Source organism: Sorangium sp. So ce131 (genome assembly GCF_051519095.1).
Classification (GTDB): domain Bacteria; phylum Myxococcota_A; class Polyangia; order Polyangiales; family Polyangiaceae; genus Sorangium.
Window position 1 is genome coordinate 4137689 of the sequence record NZ_CP150455.1, and the last position, 22225, is coordinate 4159913.

The 22225-nt window shown below is 73.3% G+C and carries 15 protein-coding genes and 1 pseudogene; 13 read left to right on the plus strand and 3 right to left on the minus strand.

The window, feature by feature from the left end; genetic code table 11:
• Positions 1 to 240: 240 nt before the first annotated feature.
• A pseudogene (locus WMF43_RS15275) lies at positions 241 to 729 on the plus strand (zinc-binding dehydrogenase); the annotation flags it as partial.
• Between the two features lie 241 nt (positions 730 to 970).
• Here the strand turns inward: WMF43_RS15275 and WMF43_RS15280 are convergent.
• Positions 971 to 2257 carry a patatin-like phospholipase family protein gene (locus WMF43_RS15280; protein WP_437681000.1) on the minus strand — a complete coding sequence of 429 codons (1287 nt, stop codon included), beginning with the start codon at positions 2255 to 2257 and terminating at the stop codon, positions 971 to 973.
• Positions 2254 to 6693 carry a serine/threonine-protein kinase gene (locus WMF43_RS15285; RefSeq protein WP_437681002.1) on the minus strand — a complete coding sequence of 1480 codons (4440 nt, stop codon included), beginning with the start codon at positions 6691 to 6693 and terminating at the stop codon, positions 2254 to 2256. The genes WMF43_RS15280 and WMF43_RS15285 overlap by 4 nt, the downstream gene beginning before the upstream one ends.
• Positions 6694 to 7263: 570 nt before the next feature.
• On the opposite strand from WMF43_RS15285, the gene WMF43_RS15290 reads away from it, so the two are divergent.
• The 10 genes from WMF43_RS15290 to WMF43_RS15335 all read left to right on the plus strand — a co-directional run bounded on the left by WMF43_RS15290 (position 7264) and on the right by WMF43_RS15335 (position 19368).
• Positions 7264 to 8997, plus strand: a complete 1734-nt coding sequence (locus WMF43_RS15290) for a fumarate reductase/succinate dehydrogenase flavoprotein subunit (protein ID WP_437681003.1) — start codon at positions 7264 to 7266, stop codon at positions 8995 to 8997.
• A gap of 29 nt (positions 8998 to 9026) precedes the next feature.
• Positions 9027 to 9311 (plus strand): 4Fe-4S dicluster domain-containing protein, encoded by a 285-nt coding sequence (locus tag WMF43_RS15295; protein ID WP_159396972.1) that lies wholly within the window; start codon positions 9027 to 9029, stop codon positions 9309 to 9311.
• A gap of 20 nt (positions 9312 to 9331) precedes the next feature.
• Entirely contained in the window at positions 9332 to 10315 is a 984-nt protein-coding gene (locus tag WMF43_RS15300; protein WP_437681006.1) for a HEAT repeat domain-containing protein, read from the plus strand.
• 4 nt (positions 10316 to 10319) lie between these two features.
• Positions 10320 to 11780: an ABC transporter substrate-binding protein gene (locus tag WMF43_RS15305; RefSeq protein ID WP_437681008.1), complete on the plus strand. Its 1461-nt coding sequence runs from the start codon at positions 10320 to 10322 to the stop codon at positions 11778 to 11780.
• Positions 11777 to 12715 (plus strand): ABC transporter permease, encoded by a 939-nt coding sequence (locus WMF43_RS15310; RefSeq protein WP_437681010.1) that lies wholly within the window; start codon positions 11777 to 11779, stop codon positions 12713 to 12715. The genes WMF43_RS15305 and WMF43_RS15310 overlap by 4 nt, the downstream gene beginning before the upstream one ends.
• A complete protein-coding gene (locus tag WMF43_RS15315) occupies positions 12712 to 13548 on the plus strand; it encodes an ABC transporter ATP-binding protein (protein WP_437681012.1) in 837 nt (278 codons plus the stop codon). The genes WMF43_RS15310 and WMF43_RS15315 overlap by 4 nt, the downstream gene beginning before the upstream one ends.
• A 164-nt stretch (positions 13549 to 13712) precedes the next feature.
• Positions 13713 to 14144, plus strand: coding sequence for a DoxX family protein (locus WMF43_RS15320; protein WP_437681014.1), 432 nt, complete (start codon positions 13713 to 13715; stop codon positions 14142 to 14144).
• A 466-nt stretch (positions 14145 to 14610) separates the two neighbouring features.
• Complete coding sequence (gene ftsH / locus WMF43_RS15325) at positions 14611 to 16338, plus strand: ATP-dependent zinc metalloprotease FtsH (RefSeq protein WP_437681016.1); 1728 nt, start codon at positions 14611 to 14613, stop codon at positions 16336 to 16338.
• Between the two features lie 553 nt (positions 16339 to 16891).
• Positions 16892 to 18037, plus strand: a complete 1146-nt coding sequence (locus WMF43_RS15330) for a D-alanine--D-alanine ligase family protein (protein WP_437681018.1) — start codon at positions 16892 to 16894, stop codon at positions 18035 to 18037.
• Positions 18034 to 19368, plus strand: a complete 1335-nt coding sequence (locus WMF43_RS15335) for a methyltransferase domain-containing protein (RefSeq protein ID WP_437681020.1) — start codon at positions 18034 to 18036, stop codon at positions 19366 to 19368. Before WMF43_RS15330 ends, WMF43_RS15335 begins: the two co-directional genes overlap by 4 nt.
• Before the next feature lie 128 nt (positions 19369 to 19496).
• Here the strand turns inward: WMF43_RS15335 and WMF43_RS15340 are convergent, their stop codons facing one another.
• Positions 19497 to 20537 (minus strand): serine/threonine protein kinase, encoded by a 1041-nt coding sequence (locus WMF43_RS15340; protein ID WP_437681022.1) that lies wholly within the window; start codon positions 20535 to 20537, stop codon positions 19497 to 19499.
• Between the two features lie 161 nt (positions 20538 to 20698).
• Between WMF43_RS15340 and WMF43_RS15345 the strand changes: the two genes are divergently transcribed.
• Positions 20699 to 21118: a tellurite resistance TerB family protein gene (locus WMF43_RS15345; RefSeq protein WP_437681024.1), complete on the plus strand. Its 420-nt coding sequence runs from the start codon at positions 20699 to 20701 to the stop codon at positions 21116 to 21118.
• 92 nt (positions 21119 to 21210) lie between these two features.
• Entirely contained in the window at positions 21211 to 22134 is a 924-nt protein-coding gene (locus WMF43_RS15350) for a diacylglycerol/lipid kinase family protein (RefSeq protein ID WP_437681026.1), read from the plus strand.
• Positions 22135 to 22225: the final 91 nt, after the last annotated feature.

Consider the following 22225-nt stretch of genomic DNA (forward strand, 5'->3'; position numbering starts at 1 on the left):
AGCGCGATGGCGGATGGATCATATTGCGAGGGCGCCTCGTATGCAGAGAAGGACGTGTATGAGCTGGGCGAAATGCCTCCGCTCGGACACGTCCCGCGGAGCATGGTCGCGTGGGTCATCCGGCGCGATCGCCACGGCGAGCCGATCACCGCCATGCAACTAGAGGTCGTGCCGACGCCGCGCATCGGCCCGGATGAGGTCCTCATCGCGGTCATGGCGGCCGGGATCGACTACAATGGCAACCGCACCCAGTTCAGGTGCTGGGGTCCGCTGCGTTCGCTCGACGACGCGGCTTACGCGGAGTACATGAGCGAGGTCCGTCGCTTCGGAAAGGCCATCTGGTCGATCACGGGCCAGAAGACCGACGTCGATCTGGTGCTCGAGCACCCTGGCGAGTCGACGTTCCCGGTGAGCTGCTTCGTGGTGAAGCGCGGCGGCATGGTGGTGTTCTGCGCCGGTACGACCGGGTACAATTTCACGATGGATGCGCGTTTCGTCTGGATGCGTCAAAAGCGCATCCAGGGGAGTCATATCGCGACCTTGATGCAGGCGAGCCAGGCGCACCGCCTGGTCCTGGAGGGCCGCATTCGCCCTGTCCTCTCGGAGACGTTCTCGTGGCACGAGATCCCGAAGGCGCACATGAAGATGCGGCAGAACCTCCACGAGCCGGGGAACATGGCCGCGCTCGTCCAGGCCAGGTCCCCGGGCATGCGTTCGCGCGAAGGATGAGCCCCCACCGCAGCTCACCTGTCTCGAGGTGCCCCTCCGGTCCTCTCCAGCGACGTCTCCGGTCCTCTCCGGCGACGTCGGTAGGCCCTCGGAGGGGGTGTTCGTGGCGCGGTGTGGGGATGGGCCGATGTCTGAGCCTGGGCCATGGTCCCTCCGGCTCCGCCGGAGGGGCCATGGCCCAGGCGAGTTCGGCGGGGCCCCACACCGCGCCACGAACACCCCCTCCGAGGGCCGGTCAGCTCTAGATGGACCCCCCGGGCCCCACTGGCGGCGGAATCGACCACTCCGCGCTGTCCGACAGCCTGGGCTCCACGTCCTCCCCCGCGCTCCCGAAGAAGTCCGCGATGTCGTGCCGCCGCGCCTCCGCGTCCGCCCTCCCGAGCGAGATCAGCTTGCTCGTGAACGACCCGTCGAACAGGAGGTAGCTCGCCAGATCCGCGTCGTTGTCCTGCCCGACGTCCACCAGCGACAGCAGCCGCCGCATGATCGCCGTCCCCCCCTGGACCTTGCCCGCCTTCACGTGCTCCGCCGCGAGCCGCCCGAGGTCCACGCTCGGCCGTACCACCAGCGTCTCCACCCGCCGGTACGGCAGCGCCCCCCGCTCCGCCGCCGCGTCGTTGATCGCCCGCAGGAAATCCGGGCCGAACGCCCGCTCCCCGTCCTCGATCATGTGGTTGACCCGCGTCAGCACCTCGAAATCCGTCTGGATGTGGTCGAGCAGGAACGCGTTCAGGACCTTGCCGAGCACGAGTGCCATCCCCGGCGGCTTGCCGCTGTCGCCCGCGTCGATGCTGCGCACCTCCCGCGACAGGCCGATCGCCAGCACGTGCGTCGCCCCCAGCCGGAGCGCCGGCGCGATGGGCGTGTTCTGCCGCACCCCGCCGTCCATGTAGAGGTCGCGCCCGATGCGGACCGGCGGGAACAGGATCGGGATCGCCGCCGACGCGAGCGCGTGCGGCGGGCCGATGAGCGCCCCGCGGATCACCGTCCGCGGCGGCGCCGTCGAGGGCAGCGCGCCGTCCGGGCCCGTCTGCATGAAGATCACCGTGCGGCCCGTCGCGATCTCCGTCGCCGACACGCTCACCGCCGAGAGGTAGCCGTGGCGCAGCGTGCGCGCGATCGCCCGCCACGGGATCTCCTTCTCGACGAGCCGCTGCATCGGCGACACGTCGAACAGACCCACCCCCTGCGAGCCGCCGCCGAGCAGGAGCCGCGGCAGCGAGACCGCCTGCCGCACCCCGAAGCCGAGCACCGTCTCCAGCCGGAGCTGCGACCACAGGTTGACCAGGCGCCGCACGCCCAGCGTCGGATCGTCGAGGTGCGCCGCGAGGTAACACGCGTTCACCGCGCCCACCGACGTGCCGCAGAGGATGTCGATGCGCGGCGGCGCCCCGCGGAGGCGGGCGAACTGGTCGAGCACGTACGACATCACGCCGACCTCGTACGCGCCCCGCGCGCCGCCGCCCGAGAGGATCACCGCCACCTTGCGGCGCGGCTTCGCCGAGGCCCTTGCTCCCGTCCCGCTCATGCCATCTCCCCGCGGCGGAGCGGGTCCTCCCCGGCCGCCGGACCCTCCGCCTCCCCGGCGAGCAGGCGCCGCACCACGGCGCGATCCAGGAACAGCGCCCTCAGCCGCGCGTCGCGGATGTAGCCCGCCACCTGCCGCACGTGCATCGCCGCGCGGTGGTACGCGTCCGCCGCGCTCGCCGGCGCGCCCTTCTGCAGCGCCTCGCAGCAGAGGTCGCGCACCTCGATCCCGTACTCCGAGCTGCCGGCCTCCACCGCGCCGAGCGCCGTCCGCGCGAGCAGCACCCCCGAGTGCACCTCGCCCGCCTCCACCCGCGCCGACGCCTCGATCGCCGTCGCCATCGCGTGGTAGCTCATCAGCCCCTGCGACTCGGCCAGCTGCCGGGCCTCGGAGGCGTTCGCGATCGCCCCGTGGACGTCGCCGCGCGCCCTCGCCAGGAGGGCGCGAACGTTGCGCTCGTGGATCATGTCGTAGACGCTCCCGGTCACCGCGATGAGCGCGCCGGCGTCGGCGCAGAACGTGTGCGCGGCGTCGACGTCGCCCGCCTCGAGGAGGATGCCCGCCGAGCAGAGGAGCGTGTCCGCCCTGGCGTCCTGATCGTCATAGCGCTCGTGCGCCTCCCGCGCCCGCTTCATGTACGCGAGGCTCCGCAGAAGATCCCCGAGCTTCGCGTACGCGTGGCCGATGTTGCTCAGCGTCTTCGCGATCTGGAACCGCCCCCCGATCGCGAGATCGATGGAGATCGACGAGAGCCCGACCGCGATCGCGTCCTCGAAGCGCTCGAGCACGAACATCGCCACGGCGAGCGAGTTCTTCGCGCGCGCCTCGCTGCGCCGCGCGCCCACCGCGCGGAACACGGCGATCGCCTCCGCGTGCGCCTCGACCGCCTCCTGCAGGCGGCCGACCCGGCGCAGGAGCACCCCCTTCGTGCGCAGCACCTCCGCGCGCGCCCGCGGCGTCAGCCCGCCCGTCTGCGTCACCCGCAGCGCCCGATCGGCCGCGCTGATCGCGCCCTGGACGTCGCCGAGCTCGCGCAGCACCTCGGACAGGATCGTCAGCGCCTCGACCTCGAGCGCCGGGCGCCGGGCGATGCGCGCGATCTCGGCGGCGCGCTGCGCGACCGGCAGGCCGCGGGCGAGGTGGCCGTCGTCGAGGTCGAAGCGCGCGGTGCGCACGAGCGCGAGCGCCGCCCAGCGCGCCTGCGCGCTCTCCTTCGCGAGCTGGCGCAGCGCCGCGAGGTGCTTGCGCCGCTCGCGGCGGCGGCCGAGGTGGCGGAAGATCGCCTCGAGCGCCTCGTGCGCGATCATCCGGCGGGTGTCGCCGGTCGGCAAGAGGGCGAGCGCGCGCTCGTAGTAGCGGCGCGACAGCTGCGCCTGGTGCGCCGCGCGCGCCGCCTTCGCGGCGTCCAGGTAGAGCTCCGCCGCCGGCCCGGGCGCCTCGCCGCGCGCGAGGTGCTGCGCCACGATCGCCGCCGACAGCCCCTGCGCGAGCGGCGTCGTCGACAGGTGCTCGCCGAGCCGCCGGTGCATGCGCACGCGGCTCGCGCTGTCGAGCGCGAGGTAGGCCACGTCGCGCGCGAGCGGGTGGCGGAAGTCGACGGCCCCGGCGCGGCGGTCGCACAGGCCTCGCGCGCAGAGGCGCGTCACCGCCTCGTCGTCGGCGAGCCGCGTCAGGTTCAGGATGTCGTCCTTGAGCAGCGGGCCCCCGGCCACCGCGAGCCAGTTCACGACGTCGTGCTCCGCCGGCGGCAGCTCGCGCAGGCGGTCGCCGATGAGCTGCTCCAGCGTGGAGGGGAGCGGCTCGCCGCGATCCCCCGTCCGGTCGTGGCGCACGAGCTCGTGCCGGCCGCCCGGGTGCTCGACGATCTCCAGCGTGCCCCGCTCGAGCAGCGCGTCGACCATCTCGAGCAGGAAGAACGGGTTGCCGGCGACGCGCGGCACGAGCTCGCCGCACACCGCGGCGACGCCCTCGCGCACGCCGAGGCGCGCCTCGACGAGGCGCATCTGCTCCTCGGCGCCGAGCCCGCGGAGCTCGATGCGCACGAGCCCCTCGATGAACGGGGTCACCCGCTCCTCGGGGCGCGTGAGCAGGAGCACGAGGATCGGCAGCCGCTCCGACGGGCGCTTGAGCAGGTCCGAGATGAGCTCGAGGCTCGGGCGGTCGGCCCACTGGAGGCCGTCGATCACGACGACGAGCGGCTGGTGGCGCGCCAGCGAGCCGAGCAGGTACTTCACGCCCCGCGCCACCATGTCGCGGCCGTAGGTCGTCGCGTCGTCCTCGGGGTGCTCGATCTGCTTGCCGGTCACGAGCTCGGCGAGGCGCGCGACCACGCGCCCGCCGAGGGGCGAGCGCGCGATCGGCCCCAGCATGGCGCGGATCACGTGCGCGGCGTCGTCGATCGAGTGGTCGAGCCCCATCCCGGTGACGTCGCGGAGCACGTCGCAGATCGTCGCGAGCGGCAGCTCGCTCTTCACCGGCGAGCACTCGACGTGCAGCACGCGCGCCTCGCCGGGCAGCTCGGACAGGAAGGTCGCGATGAGCGCGCTCTTGCCGATGCCCATCTCGCCGACGATGACGCGCGCGACCGACTGGCCCCGGAGAGAACCCGGCGGGGTCGGCGGCTTGCTCGGCCGGCTCGCCGGCGGGTCGCTCTCGCCGAGGCGCGCCTCGGCGAGGGCCTTCGCGGGCGGCGAGACCGCGCGGTGGTAGGCCGCGTGCAGGTCGGCCCGCTCCGCGTCGCGGCCGACGAGGTCGTTCGGCGACAGCGCGATCTCCGCCATGCGCTCCTCGCGCGTGAGCGGGCGCTGGAGGGCGTAGAGCCGCATCTGGTGCGGCACCTGGATGTGGCCCGCGTCGTCGAGGTCGAGCGACGGCGCGTCGCCCCACCGGAAGTCGCGCCGCACGAGGCGGTAGACGCCGCCGGCGACCCAGGTCCTGCCGAACGGCGTGCGGCTGCCGAGGCGCTCGGCGAGGAAGTTCGCGGGCTCCTTGAGCACGTGGTGGATGAGGTGCCCCTGCTCGTCGCGCTCGCCGTAGGCGATGCCGCGCACGATGCCGATCGCGGCGCGGACCTCGACGGGCAGGTCCTCCGACGCGCCCGCGAGCGCCTCGTGCACGTCGACCGCGAGCGAGGCGGCGTCGGCCGCGGCGCGCGAGGGGTTCGCGAGCAGCCCCACGACCGCGCGCGCGCTCGCCTGCGACTCCCACGACCAGATCGCCCCGTGCTTGAACGCGATCGCGTCGAGCGTCGTGCGGATCGAGCGCCCGCTGCGCTTGCCGGCGAGGCGCCCCTGCGCCCCGAGCAGCTCGTCGACGCCCTCGAGCCGCAGCGTCACGACCGCGACGTGGCGCACCTCGCGCACCACGCGCGGCGCGCCCGTCCCGGCGCTGTCGGACTCGCCCCCCGTGCGCGCGGCCGGCACCGCCGCGAGCGTCTGCGGCTGCGCCGCGGAGCCGCCGTCGTCCCCCGCCTTCGCGCCGTCCGCCCCGCCCTCGCGCCCCTCCTGCTCCCGATCCCGCCCGAGCAGGTGGGCCACGGTCTGCTCGACCGACGCGTTGTCGACGAGCTCCTGCTTGGCGAGCAGGACGCGCGCGATCGCCCCCGCCAGGTCGCGCGCGGTCTGGAAGCGGTCCTCGGGCGCGTGCGCCATGGCGCGCATCACGATCGCCTCGAGCTCGGCGGGGATGTCGGCCGCGTGCGTCGACGGCGGCTCGAAGGCGCCCTCCTTCACGGCCTCGAGCAGCGCCTCGTCGTCGAGCTTGCCGTAGGGCGAGCGCATCGCGAGCAGCTCGTAGAGCACGACGCCGAGCGCGTAGATGTCGCTGCGCCGGTCGACGCGCTCGCCGCGCGCCTGCTCGGGCGACATGTACCCGAACTTGCCCTTCAGCACGCCGGGCTCCTCGCGGAAGAGGTTCGCGCTGGCGATGCCGAAGTCGGCGATCTTCACGACGCCCTCGAACGAGAGCAGGATGTTCTGCGGCGACACGTCGCGGTGGACGATGGCGAGCGGCATGCCGCCCTCGTCCTTGCGCTCGTGGGCGTAGTGCAGCCCCTTCGCCGCCTCGGAGACGATGAACGCCGACACGAGCGGCGGGATGCGCGACTCCTTCTGCTGGGCGGCCCGCATCAGCTTGCCGAGGTCGAAGCCCTCGACGTACTCCATCGAGAGCAGCAGGCCGTCCTCGCCGTGGTCCGAGAACTCGTAGACCTGGACGATGTTCGGGTGGTTCAGGCGGGTCGCGAGGTGCGCCTCCTCCACGAACATCGCGCGGAAGCGCCGCGAGGCCCCGTGCGCGGGGAGGATGCGCTTGACGACGAGGAGCTTGTACGTCCCCTCGGCGCCGCGCTTCTTGGCGAGGAAGACCTCCGCCATGCCGCCGGCGCCCAGGCGGCGCTGGATCTCGAGGTCGGCGAGCTGGGACGGGTGCTTGGCCATGCAGCGAAGCGGCGCGCGCGCGCCGAGGCTGGGGGCGCCGGGCGCGGTGGATCGAGGTGACCGAGGAGGATCACGCGCGGCTCCCCCGATCCACGGGAAGACTACGGGTTGCCCCGCATGGTAGCGTCCCGGCCGCGCCTTCGGGGAGACAACCACGGGTGGAAAGGCGAATCTTTCTCGGCGGGTCGGGGATCCGCCGGGAGGGTGAGCCTCCCTGCGCGCCGCGGCCCCGAGGTGGCGCGCGGCGCCTGCCGGACGCCGGCGCGACGCGCGGCGCCTGCCGGACGCCCGCGCCTCGCGGCGCCTGCCGGACGCCCGCGCCTCGCGGCGCCTGCCGGATCCGGCGCCCCGCGCGGCCCGACCCCGCCCCGCCAGGGCCGCCGGTCGGAGCTCGCGCCGCGCGCCGATCGTGAGCATCGAGAAAAGCGATTGCCCAGGAAGTTCGCGTCTGTTAGAGCGGATCCCGCGTCTGCGATAGAAGACGCTCGGCGCCCGAACCCGCCCGCACCGGATCCGTCCGTGGAGGGGCTGTGTGTGTGTGCGTGCGCGCCTGAAACGTTGAGGATGGCAATGGACATTCGCGTGACAGAGGCGGACGTCGTCGTCGTGGGCGGCGGCAGCGCCGGCTCCACGGCGGCCGTGGAGGCGCAGCAGCGGTTGCCGAGGGGGAGGGTCGTCCTCCTCGAGAAGGCGCATATCAAGCGCAGCGGCGCGATCGCGATCGGCATGGACGGGCTGAACAACGCGATCATCCCCGGCCATTCGACGCCCGAGCAGTACGTCAAGGAGATCACGGTCGCCAACGACGGCATCGTGAACCAGCGCGCCATTTACGAGTATGCGCGCAACAGCTTCGCGATGCTCCAGGAGCTGGACTCCTGGGGCGTCAAATTCCAGAAGACGCGTTCGGGCGACTTCGATGTCAAGAAGGTCCACCACAACGGGAGTTACGTGCTCCCGATGCCGGAGGGCTACGATCTCAAGAAGATCCTCACGCGCATGGTCAAGCGCGCCGGGGTGCGCGTGGTCAACCGGGTGATGGCCACCCGCGTCCTCGTCACCGACGGGCAGGTCGCCGGGGTGATGGGCTTCGACACCCGGGAGGGCCATATCGAGATCATCAAGGCGCGCGCGGTGATCCTCTGCTGTGGCGCCTCCGGGCGGCTCGGGCTGCCGGCGTCGGGCTACCTCCACGGCACCTACGAGAACCCCTCGAACGCCGGAGACGGCTACTCGATGGCGTACCACGCGGGCGCGGAGCTCACCGGGATCGAGTGCTTCCAGATCAACCCGCTCATCAAGGACTACAACGGTCCGGCGTGCGCCTACGTGACCGGCCCGCTCGGCGGGCACACCGTGAACGCGAAGGGGCACCGCTTCATCGAGAGCGATTACTGGAGCGGGCAGATGATGCTGGAGTTCTACCGGGAGCTCCACTCCGCGAACGGCCCCGTCTACCTGAAGCTCACCCACCTCGCCCCGGAGACGATCACCGAGGTCGAGCGGGTGCTCCACCAGACGGAGCGCCCGAGCCGCGGTCGCTTCCACGAGGGCAGGGGGCACAGCTACGCGAACGACCTCGTCGAGATGCACATCTCCGAGATCGGCCTGTGCAGCGGCCACAGCGCCTCGGGCGTCTGGGTCAACGAGAAGGGCGAGACCACCGTGCCCGGGCTCTACGCCGCCGGCGACATGGCGTGCGTGCCGCACAACTACCTGCTCGGCGCGCTCACCTACGGGAAGATCTGCGCGCAGAACGCGCTCGACTACCTCGATCGCGCCCCGGCGCTCGAGCCCCGGAGCGACGCCGTGGACGCCGAGCGCGAGCGCATCCTCGCCCCGCTCTCCCGCGGGAGCGGGGTGCCCCCCCACCAGTACGAATACAAGGTGCGGCGGCTCGTGAACGATTACCTGCAGCCGCCGAAGACGGGCAACCGGATGGCGCTCGGGCTCGAGTATTTCATGCGGGCCAAGGACGAGCTCGAGCAGGTCACCGCGTCGAGCCCGCACGAGCTCATGCGGGTGATGGAGTGCCATTTCATCCGCGACTGCGCCGAGATGGCCGCGCGCGCCTCGCTCCACCGGACCGAGAGCCGCTGGGGCCTCTACCATTACCGGCTCGACTACCCCGAGATGGATGACCGCCGCTGGTTCGTGCACGTGAACCTGAAGAAGGGCGACGGCGGCGAGATGGTCTGCCTGGAGAGGCCCGTGGAGCCGTACCTCTTCCCGATCGACGACGGCGAGGTCAAGGCCTACGACAAGCTGCGTATCCCGGCCGGGGAGCAGCGCGCGGCGCTCTGACGGCGCGGACCGAAACGACGAGGAACAGAATGGGTCACCTTCCGAACCGAGAGTCCATCAAGGCCCAGCGCGCCAAGACCGCGGGCCACGCCGAGGCCGTCGTCCGGCTCGATCTGCCGGTCGTCGTCGACGAGGCGTCCTGCATCAAGGGCTGCCGGATCTGCATCGACTCGTGCCCTGTCGACTGCCTCGCCATCCACCCGGAGACGAAGAAGGCGCACATGGCCTACGACGAGTGCTGGTATTGCCTCGCGTGCGAGATCGACTGCCCCAAAGAGGCGATCACGGTGAAGATCCCCTTTCTCCTCCGGTAGCGGGCGGAGGCGGAGACGACATGACAGAGCAGTCGCTTGCGCAGGATCTCGCGGGCGTCCTCAGGGACCCCGACCCCAACGCCCGCCAGCTCGCGCTGATGGAGCTCGACGACCTCTCGGACCCGGAGCTCGTGAGGCCGCTCATCGAGGCCGTGAAGGACGCGGACCCCACGGTGCGGGCGCTCGCGCTCGGGCACCTCGAGGACCTCGGCGACCCGAGCGCGGTGCCGGCGGTGCTCGGCGCGCTCGAGGACGAGGACGCGCACGTGCGCGAGGCGGCCGCGACGGCGCTGCGCGAGTTCCGCGGGCCGGAGGCGGCGCGCCACCTCATCGCGGCGGTCGCGCACGCGCGCCCCTTCGTCCGCGCGTCGGCGGTCGTGGCGCTCCGCGAGCTCCGCGACGGCCGGGCGGTCGCGCCCCTCGAGGGCGCGCTCGGCGATCCGGAGCCGGAGGTGCGGCGCGAGGTGGTGCTCGCCCTGGCCTACCTCCGGCGGCCCGAGACGGCGCCGGCGCTCCGCGCCCTCCTGCGCGACCCCGACGCGGGCGTGCGGCAGGTCGCGGTCGGCGCGCTCGAGGCGGTCGGCGCGCTCGGCGAGCCCGAGACCGTGGACGAGATCGTCGCGCTGCTCTCCGACCCCGACTGGCGTGTCCGCGTCGAGGCCGCGATCGTGCTCGGCCGCTCGGCGCACGGCCGCGCGGCGCCGGCCTTGCGGCGGGCGCTCGACGACGCCGCCTGGCAGGTCCGCAAGGAGTCGGCGCTCGCGCTCGGGCGGCTCCGGGCCGCCGCGGCCGCGCCCGACCTCGTGACCATGCTCGCGAGCCCCACCCCGGATCTCCGCAAGGCGGCCGCCCAGGCGCTCGGCGAGCTCCGGGCGGCGGCCGCCGAGGCGCCGCTCCGCGGCCTGCTCGCCGACATCGACGTCGAGGTGCGCAAGGCGGCCGCCCGCGCCCTCGAGGCCATCCAGACAGGAGCCGGACGACATGAGACGTTGGCGAGGAACTGAGCCGATGAAGCGGCCGACTACCCGGGCGACGTCGCAGGCGCTGCGCGCGCTCCTGCTCCTCGCTGTCGTCCTCGCGTGCGCGGCGTGCAGCTCGCAGGACAAGCAGAAGATCCGCATCGCGATCGGGACGCAGGACACGACGATCAACTGCGCCGCCGGCGGGCTCCTGATCCGCGAGCTCAAGCTGCTCGAGAAGCACCTGCCGCGGGACGGCAAGTACAAGGACGTCGAGTTCGAGATCGTCTGGAAGGACTTCACCTCGGGGCCGCCGCTGACGACCGAGATGGTCGCCGAGAAGCTCGACATCGGCGCGATGGCCGACTTCCCCGGCGTGCTGAACGGCGTCGCGTTCCAGAAGCAGGGCAGCCGCAGCCAGTTCATCGCCACGCTCTCCGGCAGCCCGCTCGGGAGCGGCAACGGCGTCGTCGTGCCGCTCGACTCTCCGGTCACGAGCCTGAAGGACCTGAAGGGCAAGCAGATCTCCGTCCCCTTCGGCTCGTCCGCCCACGGCATGCTGCTCCGGGCGGTCCGCGATCTCGGCTGGGATCCCGACAAGGACGTGACGCTCGTCTCGCAGTCGCCCGAGGTCGGCGGCTCCTCGCTGAAGGCGAACAAGATCGACGCCCACGCCGACTTCGTCCCCTTCGCCGAGCTGTTCCCCTTCCGCGGCTTCGCGCGCAAGATCTACGACGGGGCCAGCGTCAAGGTGCCGACGGCGCACGGCGTCCTCGTGCGCGCCGCGTACGCGGAGCAGCACCCGGAGATCGTCGTGGCCTTCCTCAAGGCCTCGCTCGAGGCGGATCGCCTGTTCACGGAGGAGCCCGAGAAGTACAGCGAGCTCATCGAGAAGGTGACGGGCGTCGACGCCGAGGTCGCCTACATGTTCCACGGCCCGCTCGGCATCCAGACGCGGGATTTCACGATCAAGCCCGAGGTCCGCCGCGCCCTCCAGGTCGCCGTGGACACGCTCACGCTGCTCAAGCGGACCGACACGGCGCTCGACGTCGGCGCGTTCGTGGACGAGCGGTACATCCGGCGCGCGGCGGAGGAGCTCGGGATCGACTACGAGGCGCGGCTCCAGAGCTACGCGAAGCTCCCGCTGTCCGGCGGCGACGCGCTCACCGGCGAGCCCATCGACGACCCGGCCCTCGCCGCGCAGCTCTGGGTCGCGGGCGAGCCGAAGGTGCGCGCGTACCGGAGCCCGGCGAACGCGCTCGCCGCGCGGAGGAAGCTCCTCTCCGAGGGCAAGGAGATCCGCGCCGCCTTCGTGCACGACCGCGCGAGCGGGGTGAAGCTGCTCGCCGACCGCGCGTGGTACACGAGGCGCCCCGACGGCAGCGTCTCGGCGTTCCTCGGGAAGGAGGACGCCGAGGCGTGGGCCGCCGCGGCGTCGGGCGGCGCGGCGGTGCTCGACCTCGCGTCCCTGGAGCGCGACCTCGCGAAGGTCACGGCGGCGGCGCCATGAGCGCGCTGCGGACCATGGCCCGGCGCGGCGCGCCGGCGGACGCGCCGCTCGGCGGGCGCGTCGTCTTCGAGCGGGCGCCCGCCGCGGAGCGCGCCGCCCCCGCGAGCGCGCCCGGCCCCCTCCTGACCGACCGGCTCGCCGACGGGCGCCCGCGGCGCGATCCCCGCCGCGCCCTGCTGCGCGCGCTCTCCGTGGCCGTGTGCATCGCGCTCTGGCAGTGGGCCTCGACGGCGCGCGTGCACCTCGGCATCGTCAACTTCGTCAACGTGCCGGCGCCGACCGAGGTCATCGTCGCGGCCCGGGATCTCGTCAGCTCGCCGAAGCTCTGGCTGCACCTCCAGAACAGCCTCTTCCGCGTGCTCGCCGGGTTCGCGGCCGCGGGCGTCACCGGCGTCGTGCTCGGGCTCGTGATCGGCAGGTCGCGGCTGGCCGAGGACACGCTGCTCGCCCCGCTCGAGGTCCTGCGCCCGATCCCGGGCGTCGCCTGGCTGCCGCTCGCGATCCTGATGTTCCCGTCGGCCGAGCTGAGCATGGTCTTCATCACGTACATGGGCGCGCTGTTCCCGATCCTGCTCGCGACGATCCACGGCGTGGTCTCCCTCGACCCGCGGCTCATCGCGAGCTCGCGCAGCCTCGGCGCGCGCCCGTTCCGCCTCTTCGTCGAGGTGGTGCTCCCGGGCGCGCTGCCCAGCATCATCACGGGGATGAGCCTCGGCATGGGCACTGCCTGGTTCTGCCTCGTGACCGCCGAGATGATCGGCGGGCAGTACGGCATTGGCTACTTCACGTGGGAGTCGTACAACCTGCAGCGCTACCCGGACATCGTGCTCGGCATGCTGCTCATCGGCCTGCTCGGGATGCTCAGCAGCGCGGCGGTGAAGCGGATCGGCGCGTGGCTCACCCCCTGGCAGCGCCCCGAGGAGAAGGGCCGATGACGCCCGCCGCGCGCCCGGGTGGCCGGGTGGAGATCCGCGGGCTCTCGGTCGTGCTCGGGGCCGGCGCCCGCCGGACCGAGGCGGTGCGGGACCTCGATCTGACGGTCGAGAGCGGCGAGTTCGTGAGCCTGCTCGGCCCCTCCGGGTGCGGCAAGTCGACGATCCTGAACGCCGTCGCGGGGTACGTCCCGCCCGCGCGCGGCGGCATCGTGGTCGGCGGGGAGCGCGTCGACGGCCCCGGCCCGGAGCGCGGCATGGTGTTCCAGCAGAACACGCTGCTCCCCTGGAAGACGGTGCTGAACAACGTCGGCTTCGGCCTGAAGATGCGCGGCGTCCCGGAGCGCGAGCGCCGGGAGGCCTCCCGGCGCCTGCTCCAGCTCGTGGGCCTGTCCGGCTTCGAGGACGCCTACCCGGCGCACCTCTCGGGCGGCATGCAGCAGCGCGTCGAGATCGCGCGCGTCCTGATCACCGAGCCGCGGGTCGTGCTGATGGACGAGCCGTTCAGCGCCCTCGACGCCCAGACCCGGCTCGCGATGCAGGAGCTGCTGCTCGACGTCTGGGGCCAGGTGCGCACGACCGTCCTCTTCGTCACGCACGACATCGACGAGGCCATCTTCCTGTCCGACCGCATTGCGCTCATGACGGGCCGGCCCTGCCGCGTCGGCGCCGAGATCGCGATCCCGTTCGAGCGCCCGAGGAGCGCCGCGATCGTGGGATCGAGCGAGTTCGCGGCGATCAAGCGGGAGTGCCTCGACGCCCTGGGCTACGAGGGCAGGGGCGCCGCGACCTCCGCGCGCGCCGCGCGCGCCGATCAGCAGCCCGTCGGCGCGTGAGGCGGGCGCGCGGCGAACCGCCGACCGGCGCGTGACGTGAGGCGCGGGCGCGCCGCGCGCCGGGGCTCTCTCCCCGGCCGCGCGAGATTGTACGAGCAGCCGAGCTCTTCAGCTTGCCTGTCAACGGTTTCTTCCATATGACCGGGCCGAGAGGAGAGAGCCTCATGCTCAACAGATTCCTGCGGGTGCTCGACCAGCCGTTCGCGGCCTCGGCCGCGCTGCTCGCGCTCCGTGTCGTCGCCGGCGTCGCCTTCATCTTTCACGGCTTCGGGAAGATCCAGGCCCCCTTCTCCTGGATGGGGCCGACGGCGCCCGTCCCGGGGTTCTTGCAAGCGCTGGCCGCGCTCTCGGAGTTCGGCGGCGGCATCGCGTGGATCCTCGGCCTGCTCACGCCGATCGCGTCGCTCGGCATCGCGAGCACCATGGCCGTCGCGGTCTGGATGCACGCGGTGGTGCGCGGCGATCCGTTCTTCGCCAAGGGCGGCGGCGGCTCCTACGAGCCGGCCGCCGTCTACCTCGTCGTCGCCCTGGTGCTCTTCTTCGTGGGCCCCGGGCGGTTCTCCGCCGACGCGGCGATCTTCGGCCGCAAGACCTGAGCTTCCGCGCGCGCTCGCGCGCGAGCGTCACCGGGCCCCCGCCCGGGGCCCCCGCCCGGGGCCCGAGCCCGGGGCCCGAGCCCGAACACGTCCGCCCGCGGCCCCGCGCGCGGCTTGATCAACACGTCTCTCCCGCGGATACCTCCCCCTCCACGAGGGCAGATCGTGTGGCGAGCTCGGCAGTTGTCCCAAGCGAGCTCGTCAGTTGATCGAGAGAGTTTCGTTACATCGATCTCCCTTCTCCGGATTCGATTTTGCGGCCCCATCATCCTTTCACAGTATTCCCTGTTCAGGCCGCTCAGAATGTTTGAAGAAGGAACTTCCTGAGGCCCTTATCCGCGCTACACCTGAGATCCGCTCCGGCCCGACGTCGGGGCAGTGAGGTGGCGCAGCAGTGAATTCCTGGATCTTGCAGGTGGGTAAGCGGTTGGGGCCCGCGGGGCGCCGGCTCTGGGCCCTTGGAATCATGGGGGCGTTGCTCGCGGTGGTGCTCGGGTTCGCGCTGCGCGCGGCCCCCCGGGAGCGCGCGGCGACGTACACCGAGCTCCTCCGGATCGCGCAGACCGGACAGGCGCTCTCGGTCGAGGTGAGCGGGGACCGCTTCTTCGTGCGCCAGGCCGGCGCGGAGACGGTGACGGCGGTCGTCGACGAGCCGACGCTCCGGCAGGAGCTCGTCTCCCGCTTCGCGGGCGCCGGCGCCTCGGTCGACTTCGCCTCTCGCGAGGAGCCGTCGCGCGCCGCGTCCGCCGTGATCCCGCTCGTCGTCATCGCCGCCGTGGGCTTCGCGCTCTTCTCGGTGAACCGCCGGCGCAGCCCGAAGATGTTCTCCGACGCCAAGGCCGGGGTCACGCGCGCGCCCGTGCGCTTCGCCGACGTCGCGGGCATGCACGAGGTCAAGCAGGAGCTCGCCGAGACGGTCGAGTTCCTGAAGAGCCCCCAGCGCTTCGCGCGCCTCGGCGGCCGCCCCCCGCGCGGCGTGCTGCTGACGGGCGAGCCCGGGACGGGCAAGACGCTGCTCGCGCGCGCCGTCGCCTGCGAGGCGGGCGTGCGCTTCCTCTCGGCGTCCGGCTCGAGCTTCCAGGAGATGTTCGTCGGCGTCGGCGCCTCCCGCGTCCGCGCGCTCTTCGCCGAGGCGCGCAAGGCCGCGCCTTGCATCGTGTTCATCGACGAGATCGACGCGGTCGGCCGCGCCCGCGCGAAGGGCAACGGCGACTCCGCCTCGGCGGAGCACGACCAGACGTTGAACCAGCTGCTCGTCGAGATGGACGGGTTCGACCACGCGAACGGCATCGTCGTCATCGCGTCGACCAACCGCGCCGACATGCTCGACCCCGCGCTGCTCCGGCCGGGCCGCTTCGATCGCAAGGTCACCGTCCCGCTCCCCGACGTCCGCGGCCGCGAGGAGATCCTGAACGTGCACGCCGGCCCGATCCCGATGCAGGGCGCGGTCGACCTCGGCACCATCGCCCGCGGCACGCCGGGCTTCTCGGGCGCCGACCTCGCGAACCTCCTGAACGAGGCGGCGATCCTCGCGGCCCGCGAGGGCGCCGAGGCGGTCGACCCGACGCACATCGACCGCGCGCGCGACCGGGTGCTCATGGGCCTCGAGCGCAAGGGGGTGCTGGTCGACGAGGACGAGCGCTACGCCACCGCGGTGCACGAGGCCGGCCACGTCGTGGTCGGGCTGCTCGCGCCGAACTGCGACCCGGTGCACAAGGTGTCGATCCTGCCGCGCGGCCGCGCGCTCGGCGTGACCCAGGCGCTGCCCGAGAAGGATCGGCTCATGTACCGCAAGGAGTACCTCGAGGATCAGATCTGCATGCTGATGGGCGGCCGCGCCGCCGAGATGGTCATCCTCGGCACGATGACGGCCGGCGCCTCGGACGACATCCAGCGCGCCTCGACGCTCGCCTGGAAGATGGTCGCGGAGCTCGGCATGAGCGAGCTCGGCCCCATCTGCGTCGGCGACGGCCACCCCGCGCGCAGCCCGGCCCTGCTCGACCGGGTCGACGAGACGGCGCGGGCGCTCACGGACGCGCAGCTCGCGCGCGCCGTCGCGATCGTGAAGTCCCGGCGCAGCCAGATCGACGCGCTCGTCAAGGGCCTGCTCGAGAAGGAGACGCTCGGGATCGACGAGATCGAGGCCTGTTTCCCGGAAGACCGGCGCAAGCGCGCCGCGCCCCAGGCCGCCTGAGCCGCCAGGATCGGAGGCGCGGAGAAGGGAAGTCCTTTCTTCGCGCCCCGGGCGCCTCCCCCGCGACGCGCACCCGAGCGCCGCCTCTTCTACCGTGGCAGCGGAGCGGAGCCCTCACCGCCCCGCTGCCCGATTCGACCCCTCCTGTCGCCATTCCCCCCCTGCATCCCCTCTCCGCCGCGGGGCCCGTCCCGGGCGCCGGCGCGCGGCCCCCGCGCTGGACGCGGATTCGCATCGACGAGCTCGCTTGTGCGGCCCCCTGCGAGCCGCCGCGGCCCCTCGACGCGTCGTGCGTCGGCGCGCTGACACCTTGCGCGTTGCGTCTCCGTTTCCGTCCGGAGAGCGCAAATCTCCCCTTGCGATTGCCCCCCAAGCTGGTGAAGTGGGGCCACTTGCATGTACGGATTCCGTCATGTCCCCGTGTCCGCAGCTGGGACGTCTTCTCCGTTCTCTCGCCACCTGAGGCCTGACCCGCGCTGCTCCGGGAGCGCTGCGCCGGGGACGTCCGCTCCGTCCGGAAGGGGCGCGCGGCGCTGCGGCCCGGAGGCGTTCGGTGGCTGACCCCAGGATCCTGATCCTGTCCAACAGAGATCCGGAGGAAGCGGTCGACGAGCCGCCACTGCTGCAGCGGGTGGGCAGCGGCCGGCTCCGGATCGGCCGCGAGGACGGGAGCGCGGTGGCCGCCGAGAGCGTGCTCGCGACCCTGGCCGCGACCCCCGGCGTGCGCGTCGCGCACCGTCCCGTGCTCCGGCCGAACGAGGTGCTCGCGGCGATAGGCGATCACCGCCCCGACGTGATCTTCAACCTCTGCGAGGCGCTCGACGGCGACAGCCGGCACGAGGTCATGTGCGCGTGGCTGCTCTCGGGGCTCGACCTCCCCTTCACGGGCAGCGATCACGTCGCGCTCCGGAGCTGCCTGCACAAGGCCGAGGCGAACCGGATCCTCGCGCGCGCCGGCGTACGCGTGCCGCAGACGGTGCGGGTCGAGGGCCCGGATCACCTCCCGGAGGTCGTGTTCCCGGTCATCGTCAAGCCGGAGCGCGAGGACGGCTCGACCGGGATCGACCGCGGCTCGGTCGTCCACGACCGCGCCGCGCTGCGCGACCAGGTCGCCGCGGTCGTCGCGCAGTGCCGCCAGCCGGTCGTGGTGCAGCGCTACGTCCACGGGCGGGAGCTCTCGGTGTCGCTGCTCGGCTGGCCCGTCCCGCGCGTGCTGCCGCCCGGCGAGATCGCGTTCCAGGGCCTGCCCGAGGGGCACCCGCACGTGGTCACGTACGAGGCGAAGTGGCGGCCCGAGACGGCCGCGTCGATCGGCACGCCCGCGGTGGCCGCGGTGCTGCGCCCCCTCGAGCTGCGCCGCGTCGTCGCGATCGGCCGCCGCGCCTTCGAGGTGCTCGGGCTGCGCGACTACGGCCGCGTCGACGTGCGGCTCGACGAGCGGGGCACGCCGTACGTCATCGACGTCAACCCGAACTGCGACCTCTCGCCGGACGCCGGCTTCGCCCGCGCGGCCGCGCGCGCCGGCCTCTCCTACGCCGACTTCATCTGGGAGATCCTCCGCTCCGCGCTCGGCCGCGGCGCGCGCCGCGGCGACCTGCTCCGCGCGCGCGGCCGCGCCCCGGCGCACGCGGCGCGCGGCCGCGCGGCCGCCTCCTCCGCCGCCCGCGGCGGCCTCGCCGCGGCGCCCGAGGCCCCGTGATCACGCAGCGCGGGCTCCGCCCCGAGGACCGCCCCCTCATCGCCTCGCTGCTCGCGTCGGTGCCCGCGTTCAGCGACGAGGAGCGCGCCGTGGCGCTCGAGCTCGTCGACGTGCAGCTGGCCCAGCCCTCGGCGGACGGCTACCGGTTCGTGCTGAGCTTCTGCGGCGAGGCGCCGCCCGCGCTCGCGGGTTACCTCTGCTACGGCCGCACGCCGATGACGCGGTCCACCTACGATCTCTACTGGATCGCGACCTCGCCGGAGTTCGCGCGGCTCGACGTCGCGCGCGGGCTCGTCTCGACGATGGAGCGCGAGATCGCGCGCGAGGGCGGCGGCCTCGTGCGCGTCGAGACGGGCAGCCGCGAGCGCCACGGCGCGGTGCGCTTCTACGACGCGCTGCAGTTCACGCGCGCGGCGGTGATCCCTGACTTCTACGAGCCGGGCGACGACCTCCTCCTCTTCACGAAGCGGGTCGGCGCGCTCCGCGCCTCGGCCGCGCCCCCCGAGGCGTCGCGCGAGGCGCCGGCGCCGGCCGAGCCGCCCGCGCCCGCCGACGCGCCCGCGCTCTACGACGCGGCCTTCGGCTACCGCGACTACGTCGCCGAGCGCGATTTCCTGCTCGCGTGCGCGCGCCGCTTCGGCGCCCGCCCGGTGCAGCGGGTGCTCTCGTGGGCGTGCGGCCCCGCGCGCCACCTCGAGGCGTTCGCGGAGCTCGGCGTCTGCTGCGCCGGCGCGGACGGCTCCGCCGCGATGATCGCCTACGCGGAGCGCACCGCGGCCGCGCGCGGCGCCGGCGCGGCGATCCGCTTCTCCTGCGCGGAGCTCGACGAGCGCCCCGCCGTCCCCCCGGTGGATCTCTCGTTCGTCTCGCTCTCGGCCATTCACCAGCTGGCGACGCCTGCGGCGCTCGAGCGCCACCTCCGCCTCGCCGCCTCGCTGCTCCTGCCGGGCGGCGTGCACGTCATCGAGGCGACGCACCCGGCCGATCTCACGCCGTCGGGCGTGAACCGGACCGAGTGGACCGAGCTGCGCGGCGACCAGTCGATCGACGCCCGCTTCCGCATCCACATCGAGCGGGCGACGCCCGACCGCGTCGTGCCCGTGAGCCTCGAGGTGGTGTGCTCGGCCCGCCGCAACGGCGGCGCGCCGCGGGAGCTCTCGTCGATCCGGCAGGAGTCGACCTGGCACATCCCGGATCTGGCCGGCTGGCGCCGCGTCGCCGAGCGCGTGCCTGAGCTCGCGCTCGTCGCCACGCTCGGCGACTTCAACGTGGATGTCCCGTTCGAGCACGCCGCCGCGTGGCGGCTGATCCTGGTGCTGAAGCGCCTCTGACGCTGCGCGCGCCCCGCGCCCGGGCCTGCGCGCGCCGCGCCCCGCGCCCCGGCGGCGCGCGCCGCGCCCCGCGCCCCGGCGGCGCGCGCCGCGCCCCGCGCCCCGGCGGCGCGCGCGCTGCTCGGTCGTCAGTTGAGGTCCCAGAAGTACTTGGTCCCGCTCGGCGGCGGCGCGTCGTCGCCTCCGCCGTCGCCGCCGGCGTCGCCGGCGCGGGTCAGCTGGAGCACCTCCTCGAGCGCGCTCGCCTCGTCGCGCCAGTACCCTTCGGTCCCGAAGTGCGGGAAAGTCCTCGGGAAAATGGGATCGTGCCACCGCCGCGCGATCCAGGCGGCGTAGTGGATCATCCGGAGCCCGCGCAGCGGCTCGATGAGCGCGAGGGTCGCGCGGTCGAAGCGGCGGAGCTCCTCGTAGGCCTCGATGAAGATCTCGCGCTGCCGCCGCGCGTCCCGGTCGCGGCCGGGGAGCAGGAGCCAGAGGTCCTGCACGGCGGGGCCGACCACCATGTCGTCGAAGTCGAGCACGTGGAGCGTGCCGTCGCGCAGGAGCAGGTTGCCCGGGTGCAGGTCGCCGTGGATGCGGTGCACCTCGACGCCGCGGAGGCGCTCCTCGGCGGCGTCGGCGACGGCGCGCGCCGCCGCGAGGTACCGCCGCTCGACGCTCGGGGGGATGACCTTGCGCTCTGCGAGCCAGCCGAGGTCCTCGCGCGCGTACGTGTCGGCCGAGAGCCGGACCCGGTGCGCGGCGGTCCCGGCCGCGCCCACGTTGTGGATGCGCGCGGCGAGCCGGCCGAGGCGGGCGAACAGCGCGTCGTCGAGCTCGTCGGGCGCGCGGCCGCCGGTGCGCTCGAAGAGGCAGTACTGGATGTGGTCGATCTGCTTGAGCGTCTCGCCGTCGGGGAACGGGCGCGTCGCGCACACGGGGATCTCGGCCTCCGCGAGCTCGGCGAGGAACCGGTGCTCCTCCAGGATCTGCGCGCGCGACCAGCGCCCCGGCCGGTAGAACTTGGCGATGACGCGGGTGCGGTCCTCGCGCTCGACCTCGTACACGCGGTTCTCGAAGGAGTTCAGCGGGTAGCAGACGCGGTTACAGAGGACGCCTGCCGCCTCGACGGCCTCGATCACCTTGTGCGGGGTCAGCGACAGGAAGAGATCGGTCGGTGTGGAGCTCATCGTAGGGAGGGTGTTATGCACCAGCCGGCGCCGCGCCCGCCGAGAAGTTTCGCCGCGCTTCCCGGGCGCGGGCGTGGGCGTGGGCGTGGGCGCGCGGCGTGGGAGAGAGCGCCGGGCTCGGTCGTCCGGGCGCCGTCGTGGTACGCTGGCCCGAGGAGCTCATGGAAGACACGCATATTTCCCTCGACAGCCTCGAGCTCGGCAAGCTCGAGGCGATCGTCGAGGTCATGTTCCTCGCCGCCTATGCCGACGGATCGATCAACGAGGCTGAGCGCGCCGCGCTCGCGTCGCACCTCGGGACGTTGACGCAGGGCCGCCTCGGGGCCGACGTGATCCAGCCGCTCCTCAACTTCATCGAGCGCTCCGTGCGCGAGCAGGGCAGGGGCGGCCGCTTCGCCTCGATCCGCGCCCGGCTGCCCGACGTGCGGATGCGCGAGGCCGCGATCGAGTACGCGACCCTGCTCGTCGCGGCCGACGGCGTGGTCCACGAGAGCGAGCACGCCCTGCTCGTCGAGGCGGCCACCGCGCTCGAGGTGCCGATCGCCTCGAAGGGCCGCGTCGCGCCCGTCTCGACGAGGTGAGCGCCGGCGCCGCGGGCGGCCCGCGGGGGCCCGCGCGCGGCGCGACGTTGGGGCGGGACAGCCTGCGCGGGCGGCGCTAGCGTAGCGCCACCGTGCGCATCTCGATCATCGTCAACCCGGCCGCTGGCAACGCCGCCCAGGCCGCGCGGCTCCGCGACCTCGCCGCGGCGCGATCCGGTGTGGATCTGCTGGAGACCGGGGGCCCGGGTCACGGCCGCGAGCTCGCCCGCGCCGCGATCGAGGCGGGCGCCGACGTCGTGGTCGCCGCCGGCGGCGACGGCACGATCAACGAGGTCGTCCAGGGGCTCGGCCCGCACCGCGACCGCGCGCGGCTCGCCCTCCTGCCGCTCGGGACAGGCAACGATCTGGCCCGCACGCTCGGGATCCCGCTCGACCCGGCCGAGGCGTTCGCCCTGCTCGACGCGGACCGCGTCGAGGCGCAGACGCGCAAGCTGGATCTCGTGCACGTCGAGAGCGCGGGGCAGACGCGGTATTGCCTGAACGTCGCCGCCGGCGGCTTCAGCGGCCAGGTGGACGAGGCGCTGACCGACGACATGAAGGCCACCTGGGGGCCCCTCGCGTACCTGCGCAGCGCCATGAAGGTGCTGCCGGACCTCACCGGCTACGAGACGACGATCGCCTGGGATGATCAGGAGTTCGAGCGCGTCGAGGCGCTCAACGTGATCGTCGCCAACGGCAGGACGTGCGCCGGCGGGATGCGGGTGGCCTCGGGGGCGAGCATGGAAGACGGGCTGCTCGACGTGGTGATCGTCCGGCATGCCTCGCTGCTCGATCTCGCCGCGGTCGCGGCGCGCCTCCTCGCGGGCACCTACCTGGCCAGCGACGAGGTGATGCACCGCCGCGCGTCGCGCGTGCGCATCGCCTCGAAGCCGGGCATGTGGTTCAATGTGGATGGAGAGCTCCTGAGCAACGCCCCCATCTCGTTCTCTGTGGAGCACCGCGCGCTCAGCGTGCTGGTCGGCCCCGGTTATTCGGCCGAGGGCGAGGCGGGCTGACACCCGGTGTAGGCGCGGCGCAGCGCGGCGCGCAGGCCATGCGCCGCCGTCCATGATTTGCGCCTGCCGGGGCGGCCTGGGGCTGTCCGGG